The sequence below is a fragment of the Chryseobacterium sp. YR221 genome (assembly GCF_900176315.1).
GTDB lineage: Bacteria > Bacteroidota > Bacteroidia > Flavobacteriales > Weeksellaceae > Chryseobacterium > Chryseobacterium rhizosphaerae.
This window is the reverse complement of the sequence record NZ_FWXM01000002.1, coordinates 370,910-388,256: the sequence shown is the minus strand read 5'-3', so window position 1 is coordinate 388,256 and position 17,347 is coordinate 370,910. Positions and strand designations below refer to the sequence as shown.

Below are 17,347 nucleotides of genomic sequence, written 5' to 3'. Positions count from 1 at the left end.
TCTTTCTTTAGTCTACAAATAATATATACTTTTGTACCGAAAAAAGATGACATATGAAGAAAAGATTATTTTCAGTGGTAGTTTGTGGCTTGATCTCTTCAGGTATTTTTGGACAAAATATTCCTTTAGATCCTTCCGTAAAAATGGGTGTCCTTTCGAACGGAATGAAGTATTATATCAGGAAAAATGCACTTCCCGAAAAAAAAGTGGATTTTCGTTTGGCGATCAATGTGGGATCTATTCTTGAAGATGAGAATCAAAGGGGGCTGGCTCATTTTATGGAGCATATGAATTTCAATGGAACTAAAAATTTTCCGGATAATAAATTAGTAGATTTTCTGCAGTCAATTGGAGTGAAGTTTGGTCAGCACCTTAATGCGTATACCGGTTTTGATGAAACCGTTTATATGCTTCCCGTTCCGCTGGATAAGCCGGGAAATCTGGATGCCGGACTGAAAGTGATGGAGGACTGGGCATTTAATGCCACCCTCTCTGATGAACAGATTAATAAAGAAAGAGGTGTCGTATTGGAAGAGCTTAGATTAGGTCTTGGTGCTGATAAAAGAATGCAGGATAAATACCTTCCAAAGCAGCTTTATAAATCTCAATATGCAGAGAGACTTCCGATGGGTAAAAAAGAAGTCCTGGAAAATTTTAAGCCTGACCTGATCCGGAAATTTCATCAGGATTGGTACAGACCAGATCTGATGGCAATTATAGTGGTAGGAGATATTGATGTAGAAGAGATGGAAAAGAAGATAAAGGATAACTTTGGTAAGTATAAAAAAGCTATAAACCCGAAAGAAAGAAAAAGTTTTGATCTTCCCAATCACAAAGAAACCCTTGTAGCTATTGAGACCGATCCTGATGCTACAAGCTCAGGAGTACAATTTATCATTAAAGATTCTGAAGCCTACAAACCGGAGGTTACTGTGGAACAGTACAATCAACGGATTGTAGAAGGTCTTGTGAATATGATGTTGAACAATAGGTTGGGAGAGCTTATTAATTCAACAAATCCTCCGTTTACATATGGTGCTGTTTATCATGGTGGAACTTATGCGAGAACAAAAGAAGCTTTCCAGGGATCAGCTGTTACAAAAGATGGCGATCAGCTGAATGCTTTGAAAGTTCTGTTGAAAGAAGTGGAAAGAGCAAAAAGATTCGGTTTTACCTCGTCTGAACTGGACAGAGCAAAAACACAGATCCTTTCTTCTTATGAATGGGCTTATAATAATCGGGATAAGAATGAAAACGATGAATTGATTGGTGGATACGTCAATCATTTTCTGAGGCAGGAACCCATGCCGGGAATTACCTGGGAATATGATCAGATTAAAAAGTTTTTACCTGAAGTAACTCTGGTACAAACAAATGCAATCATCGGGAAACAGGTAAAAGATGACAGCAGGGTGGTCGTAATTACCGGTCCTAAGAAGGATGATATCACAATGCCGACAGAATCCATGGTTCTGGATATGTTTGAAAAGTTGAAATTAGCAGATCTTACCCCTTATCAGGAAAAAATGAAAGCTGAGAGTTTAATAAAACCTTTTAAGTCTGAGGGGAAAATTACAAAGACGGAAACGGATACAAAACTTGGAACAACAACATGGATTTTAAATAACGGAGCAAAAGTTACTTTTAAGAAAACAGATTTCAAAGATGATGAGATTGTATTTGCCGGTTTAAGTTTAGGAGGAAGTTCAATTATTCCTGATACTGATTACAACAAAACTGAATTTGCTTTCGATGCTTTATTGGAAGCCGGATTAGGGGGGCTTTCCAAAACAGATCTTACCCATTATCTGGCAGGCAAACAAGTGAGTGTAAGTTCTTATATCAGTGGAATGACAGAAGGCGTTTCAGGAACAAGCTCTAAAAGAGACCTGAAGACGGCTATGGAGCTCATATATGCCTGCTTTACGGACTTAAATTACAACCCGGACTCCTTCAATGCCTATAAAATGAAGAAGTCCTCAATGCTTACTAATGTAGAATCAGATCCGGAATATTATTTTTCTAATGAATACGCCAAGTTTATCAATCAGAAAAATCCAAGATTTATCGGACTTGCTCCAACGGAGAAAGATTGGGCCAATACAGACTATAAAAAAGCATACGATATCTACAGGCAAAAATTTGCCAATGCAGGTAATTTCCACTTTTATTTTGTAGGAAACATAGAGGAGACCCAGCTTAAAAGTGAAGTGCTGCATTATATTGCCAGCCTTCCTGCTACAGGAAAATCTTCTACTTTTAAAGATACAGGTTATCGACCTTTGGAAGGTGAGTTTACAAAAGTTTATAAAAAAGGAAAAGAACCTAAAAGCCTTGTGACGATTTCTTATAGTGGAGAAACGCCATACAATGAAAAAGAAGCATTTGCATTGTCGGCACTTGGGGAGGTAGCTACGATTAAAGTCCTTGAAAAGCTCAGAGAAGATGAAAGTGGTATTTATGGAGGGGGCGCAAGCGGAGGTTTAAGTAAAGTTCCCTACAGTAGCTATAGCTTTAGTATTAATTTCCCTTGCGGACCTGAAAATGTAGATAAACTTACGAAAAGTGCTCTTGCCGAGCTTCAAAAGCTGATCGATAAAGGTCCTGAGCAAAAAGACCTGGATAAATACAAAGAAGGGGAATATAATGAATATAAAACAAGCCTTAAAGATAATGGATTCTGGTTGCAGGGAATTGCTCAAAATCAGGTAGACGGAAGCGATCCATATGCTATCCTGAATTACCAGGATAAAGTAAAGCTGCTGACTGTAAAAGATCTTCAGGATGTCGCTAAGAAATACCTGTCTAAAGGCAGGAATATAGCGGTTCTGATGCCGGAAGACGGGTGGGTGAATGCAAAAAAAGCTGATTCCAACACTGGAATGACCGATAGAGCAGGTGTACAACAATAATTTATATCAGCTTATGTACAAAAAGCCGCAGAAATAATTTTCTGCGGCTTTTTTATTTCAATTCAAATCCTTACGGGTTAAGAACCGTATTCTTTTTTCCATTCGTCAGCTACTTCGCTGAGAACGTTATAAAAATCTTCACCGTACTTTCTGGTCAATGGTGTTTTCAGGAATTTATAAACAGGAACCTGAAGTTCTTTTCCAAGACTGCAGGCATCACTGCAAACATTCCATTCATGATAGTTTAAAGCAGAGAAAGTAGAGTATTCTGTAATCCTGATAGGATAGAGGTGACAGGAGATAGGTTTCTGCCAGTCTACAGCACCATCTTCATAGGCTTTTTCAATCCCACATTTGGTAATTCCTTTATCATCAAAAGTTACATAAGCACATTCACGGTCCTCCACCATTGGAGTAACATACATTCCGTCGTGTGGATCAGTAGTCCATGTTCCCTGTTCTTCAAGGGCTTTCACTCCTTCCTGAGTAAGATAAGGCTTTATTTTATCAAAAATACTGTCTAAAATCTCAAGCTCATCTTTATCCAACGGAGCTCCTACATCTCCTTCCACACAACATGCACCCTTACACTTGCTAAGGTTGCAAACAAATTCTTCGGAAAAAATATCCTCGGAAATCAATTTATCGTCTATCTGAATCATAATTTTTTAAAATAAATCAAAAACTGTACCTGCTTTAAAGCCAAGTAAACTGATAATAATAAGCCATAAGCCGGCCTCCTGCATCCAATATTTTGGTAAAAACCTCACCATCCTGCTCAGAATAATACTTGAAGGAAATGCTAAAAGCAACAAATATTCATAGTTTGTATTCATATACAGAATGATCGTTACAAGCTGAGCAAGGGAAAAGACCAGTAAGAAAGTATATTTATATCTGCTTATCGGGCTTTTCTTATTATAATTTTTAAAATGATCATATACTGCATAGATGAGCATAAGAACAATAGGGGTCAATGGTAATAGCTCTGTATAGTCTGTTACGGGTTTCATTTTTCCAAATGGAAAATAATCTATATTCCATGAAGTAAACTGAACAAAATACATCACTGAGAAATAACTGAACACAATTAACACCATTCCCAACAGAAACCTGAAGAGGTTTAATCCTATTTTTGCAGATGTAGCCACCACGTGGATGATAACAAAAACAGCCATAGGCCAGGTAGTGGGAAGGAATATAAAATTCAATGCCACAATAGCACCCACCAATACATATGACTTCTTTCTGATGTCTTCATCCGCACTGGTCAGAAGAAGGATAAGAAAAGAATTGGTAAGCAGGGAAACTGCAATTCCAATATCTAAATTTCCCGGATAGAGCCCAAAAATAAAAACCGTATACAGAAATAAAGGCAAATGGGTCTGATAATTAAGAGCAATACTGTGAAAACAAAAATATCCCAAAGCAATTCCCAGAAAAGTAATACCCGCGACAATTGCCTCATATGTATTGAGATTCAGTATGTTAAATATTATTACTACTAAAAGAAGAAAACCAATATAAACAGGAATTGAAAAAATATTGCTTTCTTTTGAAAGTAATTTAAACATTTTTTATAAATTTGTACAAAGTTAATTTAAAAAAGGAAAATAATGACGTCTTTCTTTCTATTCTTAAGCAAAGTTTTCAAATGGTCTTTTGGGTTCTTTGATACCTTTGGTAATGTTTTAAACTGGATTTTATTTATCGTTTGTTGTGTAATGTTTACTTATTGGTGTTATGTGCTGGTAGCTACATTGGGCGGTGATAAAGATAAAGACTATTATTCTCCTACGGAAGGTAAGAATCCTTACTACGATCCAAAAATCTATAAAAAAGAAGGTTAATTAATTGGTTATATAGTAAAAAACCGATCAAATAATTTAATTTGATCGGTTTTTTTATTACTAACGATTAAAATTTAATTTTCTTAGTCATGAATAGGAAGTACTAAAACAGGAACAGGCGAACTTTTCGTAAGCCCTTTTGTAAGGCTCCCTACAAATACATCATAAATCCCACTTCTTCCATGTGATCCCATGACGATATAATCAGCATTTTTTTCCTTTGCGTGTTCAATGATTATATCTTTAGCAAGTCCTTGTTTCAGAAGATGTTCACAATCAATATCGTGGGCAATAATTCTCTGCTCAATTTTATTAAGCTGAACAAGTTCTTCTCTGATCTCATTCGCTTCCACTTCCGGAAAATATTGAAATCCCATATCCCCGATCGCAAATCCGATATCAGATGGAGCTACATGAATCAGATAAATTCTACCATTAAGCTGTTTGGCAAATTTGATGGCACCTTCTACCAGCTGTTCTGTTTTATCCCCAAAATCTACGGGTAATACAATATTTATCATAAGCCTTTCATTTTGTTACCTAAAGATAAGAAAAATTTGCCAGAGTTGATGTTAAATAACTTATAATATTCGGATATCAAGGATTTTTTCATCCTCAAGATAGGCCTCCAGAATATCATTTTCATCTACCTTTCCTACACCTTTTGGAGTCCCGGTAAAAATAAGATCACCTACTCTTAAAGTAAAATATTGTGAAGCAAATGCTATGATGTCATCAAAACTGAAAATCATATCTCTGGTGTTTCCATCCTGTACTTTTTCTTTATTCTTAAGTAAAGAAAACGGCAAGCTGTCGAGATTATAATTCTCTTTCTTAAAGAAATTCCCTACGACAGCGGAACCATCAAATCCTTTGGCAAGTTCCCATGGAAGACCTTTTGATTTCAGTTCGCTTTGAAGGTCTCTGGCGGTAAAATCTATTCCTAAGCCGATCTCTTCATAATGTTTGTGGGCGCTCTCCTTCTGAATGTATTTTCCTCCTTTTGAAATTTTTAGGACAACTTCAAGCTCATAGTGTACATCATTTGAAAATTCGGGAATATAAAAATCATTTCCTTTTAAAACCGCTGTATCAGGTTTCATAAAAATAACAGGGTTCTCGGGGATTTCGTTCCCTAATTCTTTTGCATGTTCGCTATAGTTTCTTCCTATACAGATTATTTTCATAACTTTTATTTTTTTGCTTGTCATGAGAACAAAGCAGTCTTTTATTTTTTAATGGGTAAATTCATTACCACAATAATAACAGTGGTATTGGTTTTTAGAAATTTTTATTGGGAATCCCAGAATCAACCAGCTGATTCCAAAAACACCACCAGGTTTTTCATCCTGATAAATATGATTGGACCCACATTTCGGGCAGACAAAATTGAATTCAGGATTTTCAATAGTATGCTCTACCTCCAGCGAATATTCTTCATTGTCTTTATAATCCTGAAGAATCTGTTTTGCCCTTTCTAAATCATTTTCAAAAACCTGAAGCTGAATACCTCCTACGGCCTGAGAAAGCAGCCAGTCCGATTGGATAAGCTGTTCATTGGCAATGAAACTGTTAATGCCGTTTTCAGCCAATATCTGTTTGTCCCTATTGGCTTCAAGGGCATTATCATGAAATTTTAAGCGAATCAGGTTGGCCATTTTTTAAAATTTTCCTGAGAGTTGAATCTTTGTAAAAACTTTCTTGGTGTACAATGGGAAATCAGCATTCTGAAGCCATCCGTAGTAACCAAGATCCTTTTGGAATACCGCTTTTACTCCCTGTCCTTTATATTTTCCAAAATTGAAAACCTCTTCCTTTTTTTCATTATATCCTATAAAACCTGCAAGATCTGCATTTTTATTATGGAAAGTAAACTCACTTAAGGGAGCTATCTCATTCGGAATATCATCATATTTCCCTATTTGTGCATCCAGTACCTCAAAAGTTGCCAATACATCAGCTTCTGCAGAGTGGGCATTTTCCAATGTTTTTCCACAGTAAAACTGGTAAGCAGCGCCTAAGTTTCTAGGTTCTTTTTTATGGAAAATAGTCTGGGCATCCACCAGCCTGAATTTGCTGAGATCAAAATCAATTTCTACTCTCAGGAGTTCTTCAGCCAATAAAGGAACGTCGAATCTGTTGGAATTAAAACCTCCCAGATCACTTCCGGTAAGCATTTCCATAATTTTTGGAGCAATTTCTCTAAAAGAAGGAGCCTCTTTTACGTCTTCGTCATAAATTCCGTGGATCTCACTGGATTCTTTAGGAATAGGCATTCCCGGATTTACACGCCATGTTTTGCTTTCTCTGGAAGCGTCAGGGTTTACTTTCAGAATACAGATTTCAACAATTTTGTCTTTTCCGATATTCGTTCCTGTTGTTTCAAGATCAAAAATACAAAGCGGTTTATGGAGTTTTAAATTCATGTTGATAGTGATAATTTGAATAAGTGATAATATGTATTGATGCTGTGGGACCTTATTTTTTATTTCAGTTGTCTCTGGAAAACAAGGGATACCAAAATATAATAAATGACAAGCATTGGGATTCCTACAATACGGAATATGGCCAGAATAGCAATACCTCCCACTAATAATACGATTTTTGGATAGTTATCTTGTAATTGTGTGGATTTAAATTTCATAGCCATCATCTTAATCGGGCTGATCAGAAGCCATGATGTAATAATGGTTAATAGAAGCAATAAGAGTTCATTTTCAAATAAAATACTGAAAGAACCGGTTTCTTTAAACGCATAATATAAACCAAATAACAGCACTGTGTTGGTGGGCGTGTTCAATCCTTTAAAATAATACCTCTGTTCTTCATCAAGGTTAAAGATCGCTAATCGTAAGCAAGAGAAAAGCGTAACCAGCAATCCCATGTATTTGATTTCAAATGGCAAATGAAGGCCAAGGAGCTCGGTTCCAAAAGGTTCCAGTGCTTTGTACATCGTAAGCCCGGGAATCAACCCAAAACTTACCATATCGGCAAGGGAATCAAGCTGAAGACCAAGATTGGAGTTTGATTTTAAAGCTCTGGCTACAAAACCGTCAAAAAAATCGAAGATCGAAGAAAGGATAAGGCAAATTGCCGTTGTCTGATAATCTCCTAAAATAAGATGTATTGCACCTATGCAGCCTGCAAATAAATTAGCCAGGGTCAAGGCATTGGCCAGATTATTTTTTATAAAATTCATAGCTACAAAAATAATGTTTTTAAAAATTCTATCTTAAAATATTATGCACTAAAAAACACAATAAAGTGATTTTGATGTAAATTTGCCGCATGAAATTTTTAAAAGGATTGAGAAAACAGGAAGTTCTGGTATTAGTTTACAGGATTTTTTTAGCGTATGTCTTTTATCAGATTGCGAGACTTTTATTCTGGTATTTCAATAAAGGACTGATCAAAATCGACTCAGTTTCGGATTATCTAAAGCTGGCCTATCATGGGACAGCCTTTGATACTACGGCGATTCTATATGTCAATTCGTTGTTTATACTCCTTAGTCTGATTCCTTTGGTGATCAATACCAAAAGAGTCTTTCAGAAAATTCTCTTCTGGATCTATTTTATAACCAATGGAATTGCCTATTCGATGAATTTCGGTGATTTTATTTACTATAAATTTTCACAGTCAAGGCTTACGTCAGCAGCATTGCAGGTAGCGGAGCACGAGTCTAATCTTTCGAAAACATTCATGATCTCTGTTGGTGAGCATCCTTTTGTACTGATATGGTTTGTTGTTTTGATGGGATTATGGGTATTTCTATACAAAAAAGTGAAAATTGAGGAGCAGAAACCAGCAAAATTATTACCTTATTTCCTTTCCTCGGTTGTTATTTTATGTATCACAGCCGTTTTGGTAGTGGGAGGAATTCGTGGTGACTTTAAACATAGTACAAGACCGATCAATATGGTGGACGCCAATCGTTTTGTAACCAATCCGCTTCAGGGAAATGTAGTGTTGAACAGTACTTTCTCCTTTTTCAGGACATTGGGTACCAATAGTTTTAAAGAAGTTCATTTTGTAGATGAGAAATATATTGATGAAAATGTACAGTCTCACAAAGTATACGACAGGAAAGTGGAAAACCGCCCCAATATTGTTATTTTTATTGTAGAATCTTTCGGACGTGAGTATTCCGGGGCTTTTAATAAAGATAAAAATATCAAAGACTATGTTTCCTACACACCGTTTATGGATAGCCTCGCAACACAGAGTCTTATTTTTCCAAATACGTTTGCGAACGGAAGGCAGTCTATTCATGGGATGAGCAGCGTGTTGGCAGGTATTCCGAGTCTTACGGATGCTTTTACCGGATCACCCTATTCTAATCAGAAAATTCAGTCTATTGTTTCGGTATGTAATGACTTAGGTTATGATACTTCTTTTTATCACGGTGCACCCAATGGTTCGATGGGATTCCTCGGATTTGGGAACATCTTAGGTTTCAAACACTACTTTGGGAAAACAGAATATAACCATGATGAAGATTTTGACGGCATGTGGGCTATATGGGACGAACCCTTCCTTCAGTATTTTGCTAAAAATGTAGGAAAAACACAGCCTTTTATGACTACTGTATTTACGGCTTCATCTCACCACCCGTTTAAAATTCCGGAAAAATATCAGGGAAAATTTAAAAAAGGGAAAATAGAAATGCATGAGCCTATTCAATATACAGATTATGCCATTAAAAAATATTTTGAAACAGCTAAAAAACAGCCTTGGTTCAATAATACAATTTTTGTTTTTACAGGAGATCATACCAATCAGGTGTACTATCCGGAATATGAAAAAGCAATGAACCGTTTTGCTGTTCCACTGATTTTTTACTCTCCAAATCCCGAATACCAGCTTAAGGGAGAGAATCCTGAGACAGCTCAGCAGATAGATATTTATCCTACTTTAGCAGACCTTATCGGTTACAATAAGCCTTTAAGAAGCTGGGGGAGAAGCTTAGTGAGCGATAAAAAATATCCTTCTATTGTCGTTAATTCCGACGGAACTTCGGAGCAGTTTATTATTGGGAACTATATGTACCGTTTTGATGGTAAAGAAATTATAGGGGTATACGGTAAAAGTGATTTAGGACTTGAAAATAATTTGATCAATAAACTTAAAACTCCTGAAGTAGAAAAAGGAAAACAAACGGCAAAAGCCTGGTATCAGGATTATATGAATAGAGTGATCAACAGAAAACTGAATTAGCCCAAAGACGATAGGTAGGCTGCGGATAAAAAATAAAGAATGTTTCTTACCTTTTATGCTTTGTATAACAAAAGTTTTTGTTTGTTGAAAATTAATTTATATTTTTATCAATACGTAGGAAAGACTACTGTATCAGAATTAAAACTATAAGAAATATGAAAAAACTGTTATTAACATTCGCGCTTTCACTATTCAGTGTGCTTTCATTTGCACAGATAGAAGGCAAATGGAAAACGATAGATGATGAAACTAAGCAAGCTAAATCTATTGTCGAGATATTTAAAAAATCAGATGGAAAATATTATGGGAAGGTTTCTCAGTTGCTTATAAAACCAGCTGATCCGAACTGTACAGCTTGTAAGGATGACAGAAAAGGTAAACCGATTCAGGGATTAGAGATCATCAGAGGATTGAAAAAAGATGGTGATGAATTTACAGGAGGAAGTATTACCGACCCTAAAACAGGAAAAACTTACAAATGTACCATTACAAAAAGTGGAGATAAATTAAATGTAAGAGGTTACTTAGGATTATCTTTATTAGGAAGAACCCAGGTTTGGGAGAAAGCTAATTAATTTAAGTTTAAATAGAATTTTAAGACGGCATTTCAGAAATGGAATGTCGTTTTTTTTGTGAAAAAACTGTAACGAAAATAAAATTCCTCCACTTATAGCATATGAGCACAGAACAGGAAAGATTATTTGTGGGATTTTTTAAACCTAATCAAAAACTTATCCACAAAATATGTAAAATATATACAGATAATGCTGAAGATCATGAAGACCTTTTTCAGGAAATCACCATACAGCTTTGGAAATCATTTCCTGGATTCAAAGGGGAGGCTAAATTTTCTACCTGGATGTATCGTGTAGCGCTTAATACGGCCATTACTTTATTTAGGAAGCCTCAGAAAAAACAAGGCCAGCCCGTGGAACTGGATATTGGATCGCTGAAAATAGAGCATGAGGAATATGTAGATGATGAGCATCAGTTAAAAAGAATGTATAAAGCCATCTATGAACTGTCTGATGTAGAAAAAGCACTCATCATGATGTATCTTGAAGATAAGCCCTATAAAGAAATTGGGGAAATCCTGGGGATTACTGAAGGCAATGCAAGGGTAAAGATGAACAGAGCGAAAAATAATTTGAAAGCGAAAATAAGCACAACATAATATGGAAGAACTGGAATTGTTAAAAAAAGACTGGAATAAAGAATCTGAAGAATTTAAAGAATATTCCGAAAACGAAATTGATGGAATGATCAAACATAAATCTGTTTCCATGACCAAAAATTTATTAATTATAGGACTTATTGAAATTGTATTATGGACTTTTTACGGTTATATGAGTGGTCAGTTTCCCTACATCAGGATGGTTTTGTTTTTTGCCTTTATGACGGGGATTATATTTCTGTTTCGTAAGATGACAGCAGGGCAGAATAGCATTGCATTAATGAAAGCTATTTTAAATTTACGAAAACTTGTATTAAGCTATGCCTGTATTTCATTGCTTTTGGCAATCGTAGACAGTGTCATTCATTTTGAACGCAATACAAAGGAGGTTATGGCTGGATTTAAAGATGGTTGGGGCAGAAGCTCATCTGTTGAAAACATTTCTACTGATCCCGGAATAATGGTACCCGGATGGGGAAATTACCTTGTCTTTGGAATTTGCCTGCTGATTGTTTTCTATCTTTTGTATGCAATATATAACAGAACCTATGGGAAAATTCTGAAAAACCTTAGAAAAAACTATAAAGAACTGAGCTTGCAGGAGGAAAAAGCAATTTAAATAAAATTAATATTAAGGGATCTCATTGAATGAGATGCCTTTTTTATTATGTGTATAATAAAAAAACACTATTTTTGTAGTCTAAATTTTTCAAGAAAATATGGCAGAATATACTTTTCGTGAGGTAATTGCACAGGCAATGAGCGAGGAAATGCGTAAAGACGAATCCATTTACCTGATGGGGGAGGAAGTGGCAGAATATAATGGTGCATATAAAGCTTCAAAAGGAATGCTGGATGAATTTGGTCCTAAAAGAGTAATTGATACTCCGATTGCAGAGCTTGGGTTTACAGGGATTTCTGTAGGAGCTGCAATGAATGGAAACAGACCAATCGTAGAATTTATGACATTCAATTTCTCATTAGTAGGAATTGATCAGATTATCAATAATGCAGCAAAAATACGTCAGATGAGTGGTGGACAGTGGAACTGTCCTATCGTTTTCCGTGGTCCTACAGCTTCAGCAGGACAGCTAGGAGCTACTCACTCTCAAGCATTCGAAGGTTGGTTTGCCAACTGTCCGGGGCTTAAAGTAGTGGTGCCTTCTAACCCTTATGATGCAAAAGGATTATTAAAAACAGCTATTCAGGATAACGATCCGGTTATCTTCATGGAATCTGAGCAGATGTATGGTGATAAAATGGAAATTCCGGAAGAAGAGTACTATTTACCAATAGGAAAGGCAGATATCAAAAGAGAAGGTACAGATGTTACGTTGGTTTCTTTCGGTAAAATCATGAAGCTGGCTATTCAGGCTGCTGAAGATATGGCTAAAGAAGGAATTTCTGTAGAAGTTATTGACCTTAGAACAGTTCGTCCTCTGGATTTTGATACGGTTTTAGAATCTGTAAAGAAAACAAATAGATTAGTTATTTTAGAAGAGGCTTGGCCATTTGGTTCAATATCTTCAGAAATTACATACATGGTACAGCAAAAAGCATTCGATTATTTAGATGCTCCAATCAAGAGAATTACTACTCCTGATGCACCTGCGCCTTATTCTGCAGCACTATTTGCAGAGTGGTTCCCTAAGCTTGAAAAAGTGAAAGAGGAAATTAAAAAAGCGATGTACGTTAAATAGATAATAGAAAAAAACTTCCGAAAGGAAGTTTTTTCATTTATTATATTCATGGATAAAAATTCGTTGAGTCATAAAATTAATATAAATTTGCGCGTTTAAAAAATAAATAAGCTGACATGGCAGACGTTACAGAAGATGGTTATCATTTTGATATAAAAAAACTTTCTTTTATTGGAGTTTTAGTCTCTTTAGGAATTGTTTTCGGAGATATCGGTACATCACCGCTTTATGTGATGAAAGCAATTGTTAATGCACAGGCAGGAGGTAGTAATATGCCTTTCAACGAATACATAGAAGGTGCTTTGTCCTGTATTATCTGGACACTTACTCTTCAGACTACCATCAAATATGTAATCATTGCTTTAAGAGCAGATAACAAAGGGGAAGGAGGTATTTTGGCTTTGTTCTCATTAGTTAGGAACCTTAAAAAAGGATGGCTGTATCTTATTGCAATTATAGGGGCTGCAGCACTTATTGCAGATGGTGTGATTACACCGTCGCTTACAGTAATGTCAGCTATTGAAGGTCTTGAAATATACAATCCTCACACTCCCGTAGTTCCTATTACAATTGGAATTTTGATTGTTATTTTTGTGGTGCAACAATTTGGGACTAGCTTTATTGGAAAGTTTTTTGGCCCTGTGATGGTTGTCTGGTTTCTAGTGCTAGGAGGATTAGGAGTAATGCACTTGAGTGAGAATTTTGAAATTTTAAGATCTTTCAACCCTTATTATGCCTATAAACTTATCGTAAATTCACCTAGTGCAATTATTATTCTTGGTGCTGTTTTTCTTTGTACCACCGGGGCGGAAGCTCTTTACTCGGATTTGGGGCATTGTGGTGCTAAAAATATAAGAGTAAGCTGGGCATTTGTTAAGATTATGCTTATTTTAAACTATCTTGGACAAGGAGCATGGCTTTTAACCAATTATAATAAACCTGGCTTTTCTGTAGTAAACCCATTCTTTGGAATTATGGAAGAATGGATGATCATACCGGGAGTAATTTTAGCCACTGCTGCTGCGATTATTGCAAGCCAGGCTTTAATTACAGGTTCCTTTACCATCTTCTCTGAAGCAATGTCTCTTAATTTATGGCCTAATCAAAAAATTGATTATCCTTCTGGAGTTAAAGGACAAATGTATATCCCAAGAATCAATTGGGGACTTCTCATTCTATGTATCATTGTAGTTCTCCATTTTAGAGAATCTGGAAAAATGGAAGCTGCCTATGGTCTTTCTATTACGGTAACGATGCTGATGACAACAGTTCTTTTAGTTTTCTGGTTGTTGAAACGCAGAGTAAGCAAAGTACTGATACTTCTTTTTGCTTTGGTATATATGGCTATTGAGCTAGGTTTCTTCAGTGCCAATATTATTAAATTCATGGAAGGCGGTTGGATTACAGTGGTACTAGCTGGTTCTATTGGGATATCTATGTACGCATGGTATAATGGAAGATTAATAAAAACAAGATTTATCCAGTTTGTGAAAATAGATAAATACGTATCTATCATTAAAGATATGAAACTGGATGAAACCATTCCAAAATATGCAACGAATCTTGCTTATCTGAGCAGAGCGAAAAGAAATGATGAGGTAGAATCAAAAATTATCTATTCTATCATTAAAAAACAGCCAAAAAGAGCTGATCACTATTTTATTCTAAGTATTGTCAATCAGGAAGATCCATATACTTTCAAGTATACGGTGGATGAAATTCTTCCGGGAACGGTTTATAAAGTTAATTTCCTTTTAGGATTTAAAGTGGACCGAAGAATTAATGATTATTTCAATATGGTACTGAAAGACTTAATGGCAGATGGTACCATTCCTTCAAGAAGCAGTCATCCGTCTTTAAGAGCTCATGATATACCGCCGGATTTGAAGTATGTAATTATAGATAATACATATATCAACGATATCCTTTTAACTGTTAAACAGAAGATTACCCTTAATATTTACAACTTTGTGAAGTATATAGGAAGTGATGACTTTAAGGCTTGGGGAGTGTCTTCTCATAACGTTGAAGTGGAATCTGCCCCGATTACAGAACTTACTGTTTATGACAATAAAATTGAACAGTCCGGGTACTTCCGACACACTTCTTAAATGTCAGGTCATGTAATCATACTATCTATTTAAATAAAAATCGATAAATTTGTAGATAATTTTTTTAATGGATACAGTACAAAAAGAAAAGAATATAGCTTTGATCAAGGATGTTTTGAGAAACTACTTATTAGAAAAAGGGTTTAGAAACACACCTGAGAGATATACGATATTGGAAGAGATTTATAATATGGATCATCACTTTAACGTTGATGATCTGTATCTTCTGATGATGCAGAAAAAGTATCATGTTTCCAAAGCGACCATTTACAATACTATTGAAATTTTCCTTGATGCAGGTCTTATTCGTAAGCATCAGTTTGGAGAAAAAACGTTAACCTCTTCGTCTTATGAGAAGTCTTATTTTGACAAGCAACATGATCACCTTGTGATCTATAAAAAAGACTCTGATAAAGAGATTGAAGAGATTATCGAATTCTGTGACCCACGAATTCAAGGAATCAAAGAAGCCATTGAAGAAGCATTTGGCGTAAGAATTGATTCTCATTCGCTGTATTTCTATGGCACTAAGAATGACTAATTAATGAGAATAATCTTTTTTCTGTTACTCTGTATTTCTACGCTTGGCTTTGCGCAGGACAAAATTCCTGTGAAAAGAGATCCGTATCTACAGAATCCTTCAACGGCAAAACCACAACCGCAGAGACCTGAAGATAAAATAAAAATTATCCATGCGGATAAAATTATAAAAGATCCTGCAAAATACGAGGGTAATCAATACTTTACCGGGAATGTTCAGATTGAACATCAGGGATCCATACTTACAGCAGACGAAGTGGTGCTGTATAATGAAGAGAATTTTGTAAAAGCAATAGGCAATACAAGGCTTCAAAATACTGACGGATCAGTAATTACGGCGGGGGAAATGGAATATGATGGTAATACCCAGAAAGGTGTTGCCCGCAAAAATGTTGTCCTTACAGACCCCAAGCAGACCATAAAAACAGATATTCTTTATTATGACAGGCTTTCCAACCAGGCTTATTTTAATACCGGAGGGACCATTAATGACAGCCAGGGTAATGTCATGTATACAAAGTCTGCGACCTATTTTCTAAACACCAAAATGATAGATTTTGTGGGTAATGTTAAAATAGACAATGCACAATATATTATCGAAGGTGTCAACATCAAGCAGAATCAGAACACGAAAGTGGCTGAGTTTTTTGGTCCTACTACGATTACAAACAGAGCTAATCCTAAAAACAGGATATATACGGAAAGAGGTACCTATAGGATGGAAACTAAAGAAGCTTTCCTGAATAAAAATTCCAAGATCTTCTACAATGACAAAATCCTTACCGGAGACGATATGTATTTCAATCAGATCACCGGTTTTGGTAAGGCAACAGGAAATGTAATGCTTGATGATCCTAAAGAAAAAAGGTACATCAAAGGTGGTTATGGTGAAATTTTTGAGAAAAAAGATTCTGCTATGATGACCAAAAGCCCTTACGCTGTAAAAGTAATGGAAAAAGATTCAATTTATTTTGCTGCCGAAAAAATCCTTTCTTACCAAAGACCGGATTCTTTAGATATCAAAGTAAAGAAAAGTTTTTTACGAGCCTATAAAAAGGCCCGTATTTACAAATCAAATGCCCAGGGTAGAGCAGACTCTATTGCTTTCAATGAAACAGACGGAGTAATGCATATGTACACAAAACCTATTCTTTGGAGTGGAGAAAAACAGGTGACGGGTGATAAGGTAGAAGCATATTTTAACACCAAAAATGAAAACATAGATTCATTGAAAGTCATTGGAAATGCTCTTGCTATCAGTAAGGTAGATTCATTAAATCTAAAAGATGAATTCAACCAGGTGAAAGGAAAGTTCATGACCGTTTATTATGAAAATAATGACATTAAAGAAGCAAGAGTGGTAGGAAATGCACAGTCTATTGCTTATGTAGATGATACGGACCAGGAGACTAAAAAACCGGAAAGAATAGGAATCACACTTTCTGCCTGTGGTATTATTGGGGCTTTGTTTGAAGAAAAAGGACTGCAAATTATTTCCTGCAGTATTGGAGCTACATCAGATACTTATCCTATGAGTAAAATAGAACCGGCAAAAAAGAAGTTCCCTGACTTTAACTGGAATACTAAAGATAGGATCAGGAAATGGCAGGATATTCTTGTAGATACTCCTAATAATGAAGAAATAAAATATACCGGAGATAATGAACTCTATGAGGAAGCTCAAAATGCTATAGAAAAAGAAAAGGCTAAAGAAGAGGCTAAGAAACCGAAAAGAGTCAGAAAATAAAATATCAATATCCGTTTCACAATTTGTGAGACGGATATTTTTTTCCACTCCATATTGAAATGGAAATTTCAGTCATTGAAATTCACTAATCAGTGA

The 17,347-nt window shown here is 35.7% G+C and carries 17 protein-coding genes; 10 read left to right on the top strand and 7 right to left on the bottom strand.

Annotation, left to right across the window (positions count from 1 at the left end; translation table 11 throughout):
• Positions 1-53: 53 nt before the first annotated feature.
• On the top strand, positions 54-2,912 hold the full coding sequence (locus tag B8967_RS06775) for a M16 family metallopeptidase (RefSeq protein WP_084085356.1): 2,859 nt from the start codon (positions 54-56) through the stop codon (positions 2,910-2,912).
• A gap of 77 nt (positions 2,913-2,989) precedes the next feature.
• Here the strand turns inward: B8967_RS06775 and B8967_RS06770 are convergent, their stop codons facing one another.
• On the bottom strand, positions 2,990-3,574 hold the full coding sequence (locus tag B8967_RS06770) for a DUF3109 family protein (RefSeq protein WP_047488059.1): 585 nt from the start codon (positions 3,572-3,574) through the stop codon (positions 2,990-2,992).
• Between the two features lie 6 nt (positions 3,575-3,580).
• The gene (locus tag B8967_RS06765; protein ID WP_047488062.1) at positions 3,581-4,486 is read right to left on the bottom strand and encodes a DUF6427 family protein; all 906 of its coding nucleotides are present in this window, start codon (positions 4,484-4,486) and stop codon (positions 3,581-3,583) included.
• Positions 4,487-4,528: 42 nt separating this feature from the next.
• On the opposite strand from B8967_RS06765, the gene B8967_RS06760 reads away from it, so the two are divergent.
• On the top strand, positions 4,529-4,762 hold the full coding sequence (locus B8967_RS06760; RefSeq protein WP_084085354.1) for a DUF6341 family protein: 234 nt from the start codon (positions 4,529-4,531) through the stop codon (positions 4,760-4,762).
• A gap of 83 nt (positions 4,763-4,845) precedes the next feature.
• Here the strand turns inward: B8967_RS06760 and B8967_RS06755 are convergent, their stop codons facing one another.
• Genes B8967_RS06755 through B8967_RS06735 form a run of 5 tightly spaced genes read right to left on the bottom strand, consistent with a single transcriptional unit; the run spans position 4,846 to position 7,961 of the window.
• Positions 4,846-5,283, bottom strand: a complete 438-nt coding sequence (locus B8967_RS06755) for a universal stress protein (RefSeq protein WP_047488068.1) — start codon at positions 5,281-5,283, stop codon at positions 4,846-4,848.
• Between the two features lie 60 nt (positions 5,284-5,343).
• Positions 5,344-5,949: a fumarylacetoacetate hydrolase family protein gene (locus B8967_RS06750; protein WP_084085869.1), complete on the bottom strand. Its 606-nt coding sequence runs from the start codon at positions 5,947-5,949 to the stop codon at positions 5,344-5,346.
• A gap of 48 nt (positions 5,950-5,997) precedes the next feature.
• Positions 5,998-6,420 (bottom strand): putative signal transducing protein, encoded by a 423-nt coding sequence (locus B8967_RS06745; protein ID WP_047488074.1) that lies wholly within the window; start codon positions 6,418-6,420, stop codon positions 5,998-6,000.
• A 3-nt stretch (positions 6,421-6,423) separates the two neighbouring features.
• Entirely contained in the window at positions 6,424-7,188 is a 765-nt protein-coding gene (locus B8967_RS06740; RefSeq protein WP_047488077.1) for a 3'-5' exonuclease, read from the bottom strand.
• 59 nt (positions 7,189-7,247) lie between these two features.
• Complete coding sequence (locus tag B8967_RS06735; protein WP_047488079.1) at positions 7,248-7,961, bottom strand: CDP-alcohol phosphatidyltransferase family protein; 714 nt, start codon at positions 7,959-7,961, stop codon at positions 7,248-7,250.
• 89 nt (positions 7,962-8,050) lie between these two features.
• On the opposite strand from B8967_RS06735, the gene B8967_RS06730 reads away from it, so the two are divergent.
• The 8 genes from B8967_RS06730 (at position 8,051) to B8967_RS06695 (ending at position 17,251) form a co-directional block, all read left to right on the top strand.
• Positions 8,051-9,979, top strand: coding sequence for an LTA synthase family protein (locus tag B8967_RS06730; protein WP_084085352.1), 1,929 nt, complete (start codon positions 8,051-8,053; stop codon positions 9,977-9,979).
• Positions 9,980-10,134: 155 nt separating this feature from the next.
• Positions 10,135-10,554 carry a DUF2147 domain-containing protein gene (locus B8967_RS06725; RefSeq protein WP_047488084.1) on the top strand — a complete coding sequence of 140 codons (420 nt, stop codon included), beginning with the start codon at positions 10,135-10,137 and terminating at the stop codon, positions 10,552-10,554.
• Positions 10,555-10,655: 101 nt separating this feature from the next.
• Positions 10,656-11,153, top strand: a complete 498-nt coding sequence (locus B8967_RS06720) for an RNA polymerase sigma factor (protein ID WP_084085350.1) — start codon at positions 10,656-10,658, stop codon at positions 11,151-11,153.
• 1 nt (position 11,154) lies between these two features.
• The gene (locus B8967_RS06715; RefSeq protein ID WP_084085348.1) at positions 11,155-11,772 is read left to right on the top strand and encodes a hypothetical protein; all 618 of its coding nucleotides are present in this window, start codon (positions 11,155-11,157) and stop codon (positions 11,770-11,772) included.
• Positions 11,773-11,872: 100 nt separating this feature from the next.
• Positions 11,873-12,853, top strand: a complete 981-nt coding sequence (locus tag B8967_RS06710) for a pyruvate dehydrogenase complex E1 component subunit beta (protein ID WP_047488092.1) — start codon at positions 11,873-11,875, stop codon at positions 12,851-12,853.
• Positions 12,854-12,969: 116 nt separating this feature from the next.
• Positions 12,970-14,964 (top strand): KUP/HAK/KT family potassium transporter, encoded by a 1,995-nt coding sequence (locus B8967_RS06705; RefSeq protein ID WP_084085346.1) that lies wholly within the window; start codon positions 12,970-12,972, stop codon positions 14,962-14,964.
• Positions 14,965-15,031: 67 nt separating this feature from the next.
• Positions 15,032-15,505 (top strand): Fur family transcriptional regulator, encoded by a 474-nt coding sequence (locus tag B8967_RS06700; protein ID WP_047386665.1) that lies wholly within the window; start codon positions 15,032-15,034, stop codon positions 15,503-15,505.
• A 3-nt stretch (positions 15,506-15,508) separates the two neighbouring features.
• Positions 15,509-17,251: an OstA-like protein gene (locus tag B8967_RS06695; RefSeq protein ID WP_047488098.1), complete on the top strand. Its 1,743-nt coding sequence runs from the start codon at positions 15,509-15,511 to the stop codon at positions 17,249-17,251.
• Positions 17,252-17,347: the final 96 nt, after the last annotated feature.